Origin of the sequence: Micromonospora sp. DT68, assembly GCF_049847245.1 — a bacterium.
Taxonomy (GTDB): Bacteria; Actinomycetota; Actinomycetes; order Mycobacteriales; family Micromonosporaceae; genus Micromonospora; species Micromonospora profundi.
Genome location: NZ_JBNCNZ010000005.1, coordinates 102,552 through 115,073 on the forward strand (window position 1 = coordinate 102,552; position 12,522 = coordinate 115,073).

The window sequence follows — 12,522 nt, forward strand, 5'->3', positions numbered from 1 at the left end:
ACCCACCCTCGGAATCAGTAGAACGACGTATCCGGCGCGCACAGGCGCCACGCGGACTACGTACGTCGGTCAGGCGCGCCCAATGCGCAGCTGGATCGCGCTGGCCTGAACACGGGTGCGGACCTGGAGCTTGTCGAAGATGTGCGACACGTGCACGCCGATGGTCCGCTCGCTGATGAACAGACGCTGCCCGATCTCCTTGTTGGTCAGACCCTCGGCGACCAGGGCGAGCACCTCCCGCTCGCGCGCGGTGAGTGCGGCCAACTCGTCGTCGACAGGCTGAGCCGGTGCGGCACCCCGGCCAGCGGAATCGTCGCGTTCCTGAAGCGGCACCCGGGCCCGCCCGGCCAACTCCCGGATCTCCGAGGTCAGCGGCACCGCGCCCAACCCCTGCGCCATCTGGTGCGCCTCGCGCAGCAGCCGGCCCGCGGTGGCCAGCCGGCTGCGTCGGGCCAGCAGCGCCTCGGCCTGCCGCAGCCGCGAGTACGCCGCCGGGTAGGGATGGTTGCGGCGGTCCCACTCGGCGGCCGAAGCGGCCCACAGCTCCGGATCGCTGCCGTCCAGGCGGCTCACCTCGGCGGCGCACAGCGCCAGGAAGCCGTCCACCACCGACCGCACCGGCGGGGCCGCGGACGCGCTCTTACGCGCGACGCGTTCGGCCACACCATTCAGACGACGTACCGCAGTGGGGTCCACCGCCATGGTACGACTGGCGTGCGCCTCGGCCTCGGCGCGCAGGCCGTGCCAGACCAGCGCGGACAGGATCGTCACGTCGTCCGAGCGGCTCTCGGTCAGGCCACGCTGGACCGCCTGGCGTGCCACGTCGTGCCGGCCCTGCCACATCGCCAGCCCGGCGCGCAGAGTGAGCAGCGGGATGACGTGCCGGGCGCCGCCGCCGGCGAGCACTGTCGCCACCGCGTCGAGATCCCGGTCGGCGGCCTCGATGTCGCCGTACCCCACCGACAGCCGGCAACGGGCAAGCAGCAGCTCGACGGCGTCCGCCCCGGACGGCCGGTGCCGCAGCGCGGCTGCCACCACCTTCTCCGCCTCGGCCCACTGGCCCACCCGGAACAGCCCATTCGTGGCGATGGCCAGCAGCCGCGTCTCCCAGGTACGGCCCAGACCCAGCTCGGCCACCCGCTCGGCGCCCCGCCGGGCCACCAGCACCCCCTCTTCGAGGATGTTCAGCGGCCCGGTCAGCAGCTCTGCCAGGTGCAGGTACGCGCACGCCACGTCCTCCGGCTGGCCGGCGCGCTCGGCGGTTTCGAGAGCCTGGCGCATGACCGCCAACCCGGCGTCCGGGTCCTCCAGGCAGGCGTCGCTGAAGCCCAGCGCCGAGCTGGCCAGCACCACCTCGGTGGCGGAGCCCTCCACGTCGGCGGCGAGTGCCAGCGCTTCCCGGGCACGCTGCCCGGCGTCGGCGTACCGGCCCAGGTGCAGCAGCAGCTCGGCGAGGCGTGCCGCGGCGGTGGCCCGGTCGCGCGGCGAGCAGTCCGCCGCCTCGAGCGCCCGCTGGTATTCCTCCTCGGCCAGCGCGGAGCGTCCCGCCGCCGCCAGGTAACGGGCGCGCTGGATGTGCAGTGCGCAGGTCGGCTCCCCGCCCTGCAGCTCGGCAAGCTCCTCCAGCAGGGCCAACGCACGAGCGTGCTCCCCGCAGTGGTGGGCCGCCTCGGCCGCGTGGCCGAGCAGCTCGACCCGGTCCGCCGCCGGCGAGCCGGAGTCCTCGGCCAGCTGCAACGCCGCCGACCAGTGCCGGTGCGCCTCGGCGTAGCCGTGCAGCCGCTCGGCCTCCTGGGCCGCGGCCACCGCAGCCGGCAGGGCACGGGCCGGCTCGCCGGCCAGTCGCCAGTGATGCGCCAACCTGGCCTGGTGCAGCTCGCCCGGCGCGGCAGTCAGCGCCTCGGCGTAGCGCCGGTGGATGCCGGAGCGTTCGGCAGGCAGCAACTCGTGCGCCAGCACCTCGGCCACGAGACGGTGTCGCAGCCGGTAGCCGTCGTCGGCGCCGACCAGCAGCCGGTGAGCCACGGCGGCGCGGGCCGCGTCGATCAGCTCCCCCTCCGGCAGCCCCAGCACCTCGGCAAGCAGCCAGTGCTGCACCGGCTCCACACCGGCGGCCACCGCGTGCACCACCGCGTGCGCGTGCTGCGGCAGCGCGTCGACCCGGTCGAGGAAGATCTCCCGCAGCGTCTCGGACAGCCCGTCGCGCCCGTCGCGCAGGTCGCGGGCCAACTCCTCGACGACGAACGGGTTGCCGCCGCTGCGCTGCCACACCTGATCGGCCGCCTCGCCGGGCAGCGCACTGCCCACCACCGCAGCGGCGAGCTTCTCCGTGTCGGCGCGATCCAGTGGGGCCAGGTCGAGCACCCGCACCGAGCGCAGCCGGCGCAGCTCGGTGAGCACCCGACGCAACGGGTGGGCGCCCTGCAACGACTCGGCACGCACCGCGGCCAGCACCGACAGCTGAAGGTCACCGAGGCCGGCGAGCAGGTAGAGCAGGAGCTGGCGGGTGCTGCGGTCGACCCACTGGAGGTCGTCAAGGATCAGCACCAGCGGTCGCCCCTCGGCGATCAGGTGCAACCCGCGTGACACCCGCTCCAGCAGGGCGCTCGCGCCGTCCGGGCCGCCGGTCTCGTCGGCGAACATCTGCAACAGGCTCCGCACGGCCGAGGAGGTGCGCGCCTGCGAGGCCGGCAGGTCGGCGTCGAAACGCCGCAGCGCCTGCAGGAGAGGGTGCAGCGGGGACGCGTCGCCGATGTCCAGGCAACCGCCGGTCAACACAAGTGCGCCCTGGTCGCGCAACCGGGCACCGATCTCGCCGAGGAGGCGGGTCTTACCTACACCGCTCTCGCCGGTGAGGAAGACGGCGGCCGTCTGCCCCTGTGCCACGTCACCGAGCAGGGCGGACCGAACCGTCTGCACCAGCCCGGCCCGGCCCACGAGCGGTGCGGTGTCCACATCGCTGGCCATGGCACGCAGCCTAATCACACGCCCCTGGACCGTTCTACGGCTATCTGCCGCTTGTGGTACTCGTCGCGTCGAGATTGCGACTAAAGGTTGCGTGTGGCCGACATACGTCGTTCGGCAGATCCCCGGTCAGCCCACGAATGCCAATCTCCGGAGGGTCATCAGCCGTCAGCAGGGAAGGGCCGGTGCGCTACCCATGATCACTATCATCGCCGACAGGTCGCGGACCGACCACCCACATTGGCCGGTACCCGCGGAGCGACGCACCGTCACCGTGCTGTTCGTCGACATCGTCGGCTCCACTGCACTTGTCGACAGGCTCGACCCGGAAGACGTCCGCGCCCTGCAACGCGCGTACTTCGACACCGTCGCCGGAGTCCTGCACCGCTGGCAGGGCGTTGTCGAGAAGTACGTCGGCGACGCGGTGATGGCACTGTTCGGGGCACGGAACTCCGACGGCTTCGACGCGTACCGGGCGGTGCGCGCGGGGCTGGAGATCCAGGCCGCGCTGGACCGTCACTCGACGGTCGGCGACATCAGGCTGCGGGTCCGCGTGGGCGTCGCCACCGGCGAGGTGGTGGTCGACCTGGGCGACGCGGTCAGCGGGGGCCACGGCGTCGCCAGCGGCGCGGTGATCACCACAGCGGCCCGCCTCCAGGAGTACGCGCCGCCAGGCGCCGTCGCGCTCTGCGCCACCACGGCCCGCGCCACCGCCGGTCTGATCGCCCAACGCCAACTGGCATCGGTGCCTGTCACCGGTCGGGTGTCGCCGATGCCGGTCTGGCATGCCGTCGGCCCGATACGTCCCAGCGCCGCCCGGCACGACGGGCCGCTGATCGGCCGCCGCCGCGAGTTGGCAACCATCTCCGAGCAGCTGATTCGGGCGCTGCGGGAACGCTCGCCCCGCTGGGTGTCAGTGGTCGGCCCGGCCGGTAGCGGCCGTAGTCGCCTGCTGCACGAGCTGACCCGGGCACTGCCCACCGTGGACGGTGTGTCCGTGCGGTGGTCCGTGGTGGGCTGCCCCCCGTACCCCGATCAGGTTCTCGCTCCGATCGCGGAGCTGGCCCGCAACCTGGCCGGGATCCGGCACGGCGACGGCCCGGCCACGGTCCGCAAACGCCTGACCGACACCTTGACGCCGCTGTTCGCACCGGACCGTGTCGCGGCGGCGGTACCCGCGTTGCAGCGGCTGCTGGCCGCCCCGGACAGCGGTGCCGACGCCCTGAACGGCGCGGCGATCTGCCGGGACGTCCTGCTGCGCCTGGCCGCCGACGGCCCGCTCGTCGTCGCCGTGGACGACGTGGACCGGGCCGCCCCGGTGGTGAGCCGGTTCCTGCACGCGCTGTTCAGCACCGCGACGGCGCGCGGGCTCCCGCTGGCGGTGCTCACCGTGCACCAGCCGCAGTGGGCCGACACCCGACCCGGCCCGGCCCGGCGGGTGACGATCCGGCCGCTGGCCACCGTGCAGTCCGGTCGGCTGCTGCGTCACCTCCTCGCCCGGGCTGGGCAGCCGGTCGCCCTTGTCGACCGGCTGCTGCCGCTGGTCGGTGGACGACCCGGGCACGCGACCGCGTACGTGGCGGCGGTCACGACAGGCACGGACCCGACGGTGGGCGGGCTGCCCGAGGCCGTGCACCGGGCCGCCAGTGCGGAGTTGGACCGGTTCGGCGGTGAACACCGGGCGGTGCTGATGGCGGCCGGGACCCTCGACGGCGGGATCTCCGGCGCGGCCATCGACCGGGCGCTCGACTGGGCACCCGGGCGATCGGCAGCGGCGCTGCGTGATCTGGTCGCCGCCGGGCTGCTGCTCCCCCGCCGCGCCGGCGGATACGCCTTCACCGCTCCCGCCCTGCGCCAGGTTGCCGCCGAGCGGCTGCCCCGCGCGCTGCGGGCCGTCTTCGCCCGCCGGGCCGCCGACGCTCCGCGCCCGCACAGCGTCCTCCCAGTGGCCCGGCAGACCGACAGCCGCGCTGTCGACGTCCACCCGACCACCGTCAGCGCTGGCACCGTCCACGCTGGCACCGTCCACGCTGGCACCGTCCACGCTGGCACCGTCCACGCTGGCGCTGTCAGCGCTGGCGCTGTAAGCGGCTCGCCCGCGCGGCACGCCGAGGTCGTGCGTCTCAACACCGCCTTGGCCGACCCGGCACCGCAGCCTCGCCGTATGCCCGTCTCGACGGGCACCTCGTCGGCCGCGTCGAGCCGCGACATCAGCAGTCCGCTGAGCGTACGACGGCTCCGAGCCGTCGCGACGGCCGGTGCGACGCCGCCGGCCCGGACCATGCCCGCGTCGCACACCGACACGCTCACCGAGTTACGCCAGCGGGCCGACCGCCTCCCTGCCGCGAACCGTGCGGCGCCCGCCGTGCCGACGTCGGCGGGACGCCTCACCTCGGCCGGTGTCGGCGCTCCACCCGGTACGACGCACGGCGTACCCGCTGTGGTGCCGGTCCATCCGCTGGAGGGCCTGGCCGCCTCCGCCTGACAGCCCGGCTGCGCGCCAACCGCACCACTGTGGGAGGAGGTGTTACCAGGCGATCGTTCAGTCGGCGGCCAGAAAGGCCAGCACCCGCGGCCAGGCCGCGTCGGCCGCGTCCGGGGTGTACTCGTCGAGGTCCGGGTCGGTGAACAGGTGCCCCGCGCCGGGATAGCCGAAGACGGCCAGGTCGGCGCCGGCGTCGGTCATGGCCCGCTGCCACTCGTCGACCTCGTCCGGCGTGTCGTACGGGTCCGGGTCGGCGAGGTGCAGCTGCACCGGCAGCCCGGGGCGAACCGCTTCCGGTGCGCCACCGGTGCCGTGCAGCAGGAGCAGGCCGGCGGCGGCGGGGCGTTCGGCGAGCAGCGCACCCGCGACACCGGCGCCCATCGAGAACCCGGCGAGCACGGTCTCCGGCGGGAGGTCCCGCAGCGCTGCGCGCGCCCGATCGAGCACCACCTCGTGACCGACCTTGTCGAGCAGCGCGAAGCCCTCCTCAACGGTGTCGGTGGCGGGCACGCCGTACAGGTCGGGGGTGGCGACCCGGTGCCCGGCGGCGCGCAGCCGGTCGGCGGCGGCGCGTACGGCGGGTCGCAGCCCGTACACCGAGTGGAACAGCACGACGTGTCGCATCAGGTCATCCTGCCGCAGCGCGACGACGATTCCGGTGTGGCCACGCGGGAGCGCGGTCAGGCCAACGCCGTCAGCCGGGCTACCAGTTCCGACGGCGGCGGCATCGCGGCGATCTCCCGGCTGACCTCCCCGGCGGCGATGCGGAGGCCGTCGTCGGTGAGCAGGCGGGTAAGCGTCGGCGCGGTGATGTCGCGGGGGCGCAGGGCCAGGCCGGCGCCCCGACGGGCCACCAGTTCGGCGTTGTGCCGCCGGTCCCCCGCGCCCACGGTGGCCAGTTGGGGCAGGCCTGCGGCGAGAGCACCGAGGGCACTGCCGGCACCACCGTGGTGGACCAGCGCCGCGCTCGCCGGCAACGCCTCGTCGAGCGGAATCCAGTCGACCACCCGCACGTTGCCGGGAAGCGACCGAGCCGACCGCGCGTCGGGCCGGACCAGCACGATCTCGGCGTCCACATCGGCGGCTGCGGCCACCACGGCGGGCATCGGTCCCCGGTCGCCGGGGCCGTTGAGGGTGCTGCGGGTGACAAGGATCCGGGGCCGCTCACCCGGCTCGCGCAGCCACGCCGGCAGCTCGCCGCCGCCGGCGTAGGAGTCGTAGCGCATCGGCCAGCCGCTCTGGGCGGCCACGCTGGGCGGAGCCACGGCGAGCGCGGCGGCCGGCGGCGGCAGCTCGGTCAGGCCGTGCCGGCGCAGGGCGGCGCCGAGCCGGGCGGTGGTGGCACGGACCAGTTCCCGGCCGTCGAACAGGGCGTTCTCCTGGCGTACGGCCGGAATGTCGAGCCGCGCGGCGGCGATCGCTCCGGCGACCGCGAACGGCTCGTGCAGCACCAGATCCGGCCGCCACCGGGTGGCCAGCGCGACCACCGGGTCGGTGAGGTGGTCGTTGAGCGCGCCGAACAGCAGGCCGGCGCCCCGGGTGCCGGCGGTGCCGGCCAGCTCGGCGCGCGCGATCAGCGGATGACGGGGCAGGACCCGCAGCGCGATCCGGCCGAAGTCGAAGCCCGGCGCGATGTCGTGCACCGGCAGGCCGGCGTCGGCGGCCGCCAGCCCACCGCCGCCGGTGGCCAGCAGTACGTCATGGCCGGCGTGGCGTAGTGCGAGAGCGAGCGGCACGAGCGGAAAGACGTGCCCGACCAGCGGGGCGGAGACCACCAGCACGCGCATGGACGCCGATCCTATGTCAACGGAGCTGGGGCCATCTGCCCGTGCGGCCCGGCCCACCTTTGCCGGCCAGGCCGCCAGATGCTGCCGTGCGAGGTGCGCCGGGCTGGCCGGGTGGCCAAACCCGGCGCACCTCTGATCATCGCCCTGCCATTGTCTAGCAGTTGCAAATAATGTGCAACAAGGTCTGGACAGGCGGCCGTGAGCGTAACTAGCCTCAGCGCCATGACTCCTTACATGATGGATTCCGTGGCGTGGCAGGAGAGCTGGGACCGCCAGCAGGAGGCGTTCATGCCGGACCGGGAACACCGGTTCACCGCCATGCTCGACGCCCTCGACGCCGTGGTCGGCGACCGGCCACCACGCCTGCTCGACCTGGCCGGCGGCACCGGCACCATCTCGCTGCGGGCGTTGGCGCGCTTCCCCGACGCCGAGGTGACACTGCTGGACCTGGACCCGGCGCTGCTCGCCATCGCGGGCGCGTCGCTGACCGGCCGGGCCACCATCGTCACCGCCGACCTCGGCACCCCCGAATGGCGCTCCGCGCTCCCCCACCAGGAGTACGACGGGGTGCTCACCGCCACCGCGCTGCACTGGCTGCCCGAGGACCGGCTCGCCACGCTGTACGGCGAGATCCGCGACGTCCTGCGACCGGGCGGGATCTTCGTCAACGCCGACCACATGCCCGACGACGCCCTGCCCGAGCTGACGAAGCGGATGGCCGGACGGGCGCGCGAGCGCCGCCAGGCGCGGTACGCCGCCGGCGCGGCGCTGTCCTGGCCGGACTGGTGGGCACGGGCGGGCGCCGACCCGACGCTGGCCCCGCTCGTCGCCGAGCGGCACGCCATCTACCCGACCGGACACAGCCCAGAGTGGAACCCTGCGGTGTCGTGGCACCTGAAGGCGCTCACCGAGGCCGGGTTCACCGAGGTCGGGACGGTGTGGCGCGGCGGCTCGGACGCCGCCGTGGCGGCAGTACGCTGAGCAGTCGTGCCAGAGCCGCCCGAGCCACGTACCGATCCGGACGTCGACCTGCGGGTCCCCGCCGACCGACGGGAGTTGGCCGTCCATCCCCTGGCGGTGCTCGCCGCGATCGCGGCGGGCGGGGTCCTCGGCGCGCTGGCTCGGGCCGGTCTGCAACACGCCGCCCCGCATCCGCCCACCGGATTCCCGTGGGCGACTTTCGCTGTCAACCTGTCCGGCTGCCTGCTGATCGGCGTGCTGATGGCAGCGCTCGGGCACCTCGGCGGCGGGCACCCCCTGGCCCGCCCGTTTCTCGGTGTCGGCGTGCTCGGCGGTTTCACCACCTTCTCCACCTACGCGGTGGACGTCCAGCAGGCGATTGTCGCTGGCGCACCGGGCACAGCGGTGACGTACCTGGCGGCGACGGTGTTCGGGGCGCTTGCGGCGGTCGCCGTGGGCGACGCGGCCGCGTCGGGGCTGCTGCGGCGTCGGGCGGCCCGATGACCGTGCTGCTCATCGCGCTGGGCGCCGCCGTCGGGGCCCCGCTGCGCTACCTCGTCGACCGGACCGTGCAGTCGCGGCACGCCTCGACGTTTCCGTGGGGGACGCTGTCGGTGAACGTGGCCGGCTCGCTGCTGCTCGGCCTGCTCGTCGGCCTGCCTGCCGGTCCGGCGGTGAGCGCCCTGCTCGGCACGGGGTTCTGCGGTGCGCTGACCACCTACTCCACATTCAGCTACGAGACGCTGCGCCTGGCGCAGACCGGCAAGCGGCTCCTCGCGCTGGCGAACGTGATGCTCAGCGTCGCCGCCGGGCTCGCCGCGGCCGTCGCCGGCTACGCGCTGACCCGCGCCCTGCTCGGCTGACCACAGACCGCAGCCCGTACCGCAGACACCGATGCTCACCCCGCCGAAGACACCGAGGGTATATACGCGAGGTATACACTCGGGGTAGTCTCCTGCCATGAGCGTCCCACTGACCCTTCTCGGCCTCCTCGAACGGGAGCCCAGCCACGGCTACGACCTGAAGCGCGACTACGACGCCTTTTTCGGCAGGGGCAAGCCGCTGCCGTTCGGCCAGGTCTACTCCACCCTCAGCCGCCTGGCCCGGGACGGCAAGGTGGTGATCAGTGACGTGGCCCCCGGCGCCGGCCCCGACCGCAAGCGCTACATCATCACCGACCTCGGTGCGACCGAGGTCGAGCAGTGGCTGACCCAGCCGGTCGAGCCCGAGCCACACCTTCAGACTGTCCTCTTCGCCAAGGTCGTGCTCGCGCTGATGCTGGACCGGCCCGCCGGCGAATACCTCGACATGCAGCGCAGCGCCCACCTGCAACGGATGCGTGAGCTCACCGAGGTCAAGCGCGCCGGCAGTCTGGTCGACGCGTTGCTCGCCGACCACGGCCTCTACCACCTGGAGGCCGACCTCCGGTGGATCGAGATGACGAACGCCCGGTTGGACGCCCTGCGAAAGGCGGTACGGCAATGAGCGTGGTGATCGAAGCACGCGACGTGAAGCTCTCCTTCGGCCGGACGCCAGCGCTGCGTGGCGCCACCCTCAGCGTGAGCGCGGGCGAGATCGTCGCCGTCATGGGTCCGAGCGGCTCGGGCAAGTCCACACTGTTGCACTGCCTGGCCGGCATCCTCGTGCCCGACTCCGGCGAGATCCACTTCGCCGGCAGCCGGGTCGACACCCTCAGCGAAGCCGCGCGCAGCAGCCTACGCCGGGACCGCTTCGGCTTCGTGTTCCAGTTCGGTCAGCTCGTGCCGGAGCTCACCGCTGCGGAGAACGTCGCCCTGCCACTGCTGCTCAGCGGCGTCCGTCGGCCACAGGCACTCCGCCGGGCGTACGCCTGGTTCGAACGCCTCGGCCTCGACGGCATGGAGCAGCGCCGCTCCGGCGAGTTGTCCGGTGGGCAGGCGCAGCGCGTCGCCCTCGCCCGTGGCCTGGTCGCCGAACCGCAGGTGCTCTTCGCCGACGAGCCGACCGGCGCGCTCGACTCGCTCACCGGCGAGCAGGTGATGGACCTGCTGGTCAGCGCCGCCCGCGAGCAGGGCACCACAGTCATCCTGGTCACCCACGAACCCAGGATCGCCGCGTACGCCGACCGTGAGGTAATGGTCCGCGACGGGCGCGTGAACGCGCCGGACCGGATCGCCTCGTGATCGGCTTCGGGCTCCGCCTCGCCGTGGCCGGCGGTCGTGAGGCGCTCACCCGCCTGGCCGTCATCGCCGCGGCCGTCGCCGTCGGCAGCGGTCTGCTGCTGGCTACCCTCGCCGGGGTCAACGCCGTCAACTCCCAGCTCACCAGGTACGCGTCGATGTATCCCAGCGCCTCGGCCGGCGGCGACGCCGACCCGCTGTGGTGGTCGACCCGGGACGACTTCTTCCACGGCAGGCAGATCACCCGGATCGACGTCGCCCCCGCCGGGGCGAGCGCGCCCACCCCGATCGGCATCCCCGCCATCCCCGGGCCCGGGGAGTTCTACGCCTCGCCCGCGTTGCGGGAACTGCTCGCCACCCACCCGGCCGACCAACTGGCCGACCGCTACCCGGGGCGCGACCTCGGCACCATCGGCCCGGCCGGATTGGCCTCACCGGACGCCCTGCTCGTCGTCATGGGCGGCACCCCCGACAAGGTCGCTGAGTTGCCGCTGGCCCGGCAGGTCACAAGCGTCGGTGACGCGCCCGCGCTACCCGAGGCCACTGTGAATCTCATCCTGGGCGTGGTCGCCGGTGGGCTGCTGTTCCCGGTACTGATCTTCATCGGCACCGCCACCCGGCTCAGCGCCGCCCGCCGGGAGCAGCGCTTCGCCGCGATGCGCCTGGTCGGCGCGACACCGAAGCAGATCGGGGTCGTCGCCGCCGTGGAGGCGACCACAGCCGCCGTCACCGGCACCGCCGTCGGCTTCCTGCTGTTCTTCGCGTTCCGGGGATCGCTGGCGAGCATCCCGTTCACCGGTATGCCGTTCTTCCCCAGCGACATGTCACTGGGCATCCTGGACGTCCTGCTCGTCGCGCTCGGCGTCCCCGCTGGCGCGGCGGTGGCGGCGGCGGTCTCGCTGCGCCGGGTACGGATCTCGCCGCTGGGCGTCACCCGCCGGGTCACGCCACGCCCACCTCGCGCGTACCGGCTGATTCCGCTCCTGCTCGGCGTCGGCGTGCTGGTGTTCGCGCTGGGCTACCGGCCACCGACCTCCGACGGTCAGGCGGCGGTGTTCCTGCCCGGTCTGCTGCTCATCATGGCCGGACTGGTCCTGGCCGGCCCCTGGTTGACGATGCTCGGCGCCCGCCTCATGGCCCGGTACGCCAGCCGCCCGGCCACCCTCATCGCCGCGCGCCGTCTCGCCGACAACCCGAAGGCCGGCTTCCGGGCGATCAGCGGCATCATGCTCGCGCTCTTCGTCACGACAGTGGCCGTCGGCGTGATCACCACTATCGTCGACAACCGCGGGCCGGCGCCGATCGGCTCGACGGCGGCCGGCACGATGTCGATGGACTTCGGCGGGAAGGCGCCGACAATGCCCGCCACGCTGCTCACCGACCTGCGCTCGGTCACCGGTGTACGGCACGCCTCAGTGGTGCTGGAGAACCCGGACATGCGTACCGCCAGCGAGTCCGGTCTGATCGCGTGCGCCGACCTGCCGAGCGCGTACGGGCGGTGCCCCGACGGCGCGGACGTCGCCGAGGTGGCGTCGGGGCTCGTCCCCTTCCGGGAGACGGCGTCGTCCACAAGGGTCTGGCAGGCCGCGTCGGTGCCACTCGATGAGCTGCAACGGCTGCCGGTGATGTCGATCGTCGTCAACACCGACGGCTCCGCCGCTGCCGTCGAGCGTTCGCGTACCGTCCTGGAGACCGCCCTACCGGCCTTCCGGGTGGCGCCGAACGTGCCTGGTGACTTCGAGTCGGCGTTCGCCGACACGCTGCGCGGCTGGGGGCAACTGGCGAACGTCACAATCATCGCGAGCCTGGCCCTGGCCGGGTGCAGCCTCGCGGTCAGCGTGATCGGCGGCCTCAGCGAACGCCGACGCCCGTTCAGCCTGCTGCGTCTCAGTGGCGCGCCGGTGCGGGTCCTACGCCGGGTGGTGGCGCTGGAGAGCGCCGTACCGATGCTCGCCGTCGCTGCGGTCGCCATCGGCATGGGCCTGGTCGCCGCGCACCTGTTCCTGCGGGCACAGATGGGCTACACGCTCATCGCGCCGGGGCCCGGCTTCTACCTGATCGTCGTCGTCGGGTTGGCGGCGTGCCTCGGCATCATCGCCTCCACCCTGCCGCTGCTGGAACGCCTCACCGGGCCGCAGACAGCCCGCAGCGAATGAGCGTCAGTGGC

10 protein-coding genes are annotated in these 12,522 nt (G+C 73.5%); 7 read left to right on the forward strand and 3 right to left on the reverse strand.

Features of this window, described 5'->3' with window-relative positions; translation table 11 throughout:
* Positions 1-69: 69 nt before the first annotated feature.
* A complete protein-coding gene (locus ACPXB1_RS11220; RefSeq protein WP_355589249.1) occupies positions 70-2,967 on the reverse strand; it encodes a helix-turn-helix transcriptional regulator in 2,898 nt (965 codons plus the stop codon).
* Between the two features lie 193 nt (positions 2,968-3,160).
* Here ACPXB1_RS11220 and ACPXB1_RS11225 point away from each other — a divergent pair, with 193 nt between their 5' ends.
* Positions 3,161-5,449, forward strand: coding sequence for an AAA family ATPase (locus ACPXB1_RS11225; protein WP_355632953.1), 2,289 nt, complete (start codon positions 3,161-3,163; stop codon positions 5,447-5,449).
* Between the two features lie 57 nt (positions 5,450-5,506).
* Here ACPXB1_RS11225 and ACPXB1_RS11230 read toward each other — a convergent pair whose 3' ends face one another.
* Positions 5,507-6,073, reverse strand: coding sequence for a dienelactone hydrolase family protein (locus ACPXB1_RS11230; RefSeq protein ID WP_355589245.1), 567 nt, complete (start codon positions 6,071-6,073; stop codon positions 5,507-5,509).
* 56 nt (positions 6,074-6,129) lie between these two features.
* Entirely contained in the window at positions 6,130-7,236 is a 1,107-nt protein-coding gene (locus ACPXB1_RS11235) for a nucleotide disphospho-sugar-binding domain-containing protein (protein WP_355589243.1), read from the reverse strand.
* A 222-nt stretch (positions 7,237-7,458) separates the two neighbouring features.
* On the opposite strand from ACPXB1_RS11235, the gene ACPXB1_RS11240 reads away from it, so the two are divergent.
* From ACPXB1_RS11240 to ACPXB1_RS11265, 6 genes are all read left to right on the forward strand, one after another.
* Positions 7,459-8,217: a class I SAM-dependent methyltransferase gene (locus ACPXB1_RS11240; RefSeq protein WP_355630531.1), complete on the forward strand. Its 759-nt coding sequence runs from the start codon at positions 7,459-7,461 to the stop codon at positions 8,215-8,217.
* 6 nt (positions 8,218-8,223) lie between these two features.
* Entirely contained in the window at positions 8,224-8,700 is a 477-nt protein-coding gene (locus ACPXB1_RS11245; RefSeq protein WP_355589239.1) for a fluoride efflux transporter FluC, read from the forward strand.
* Positions 8,697-9,059: a fluoride efflux transporter CrcB gene (crcB, locus tag ACPXB1_RS11250; protein ID WP_355589237.1), complete on the forward strand. Its 363-nt coding sequence runs from the start codon at positions 8,697-8,699 to the stop codon at positions 9,057-9,059. Before ACPXB1_RS11245 ends, crcB begins: the two co-directional genes overlap by 4 nt.
* A 97-nt stretch (positions 9,060-9,156) precedes the next feature.
* Positions 9,157-9,681, forward strand: coding sequence for a PadR family transcriptional regulator (locus ACPXB1_RS11255; protein WP_355589235.1), 525 nt, complete (start codon positions 9,157-9,159; stop codon positions 9,679-9,681).
* A complete protein-coding gene (locus ACPXB1_RS11260) occupies positions 9,678-10,358 on the forward strand; it encodes an ABC transporter ATP-binding protein (protein WP_355589234.1) in 681 nt (226 codons plus the stop codon). The genes ACPXB1_RS11255 and ACPXB1_RS11260 overlap by 4 nt, the downstream gene beginning before the upstream one ends.
* Positions 10,355-12,511, forward strand: a complete 2,157-nt coding sequence (locus ACPXB1_RS11265; protein WP_425735177.1) for an FtsX-like permease family protein — start codon at positions 10,355-10,357, stop codon at positions 12,509-12,511. Before ACPXB1_RS11260 ends, ACPXB1_RS11265 begins: the two co-directional genes overlap by 4 nt.
* Positions 12,512-12,522 lie beyond the last annotated feature (11 nt).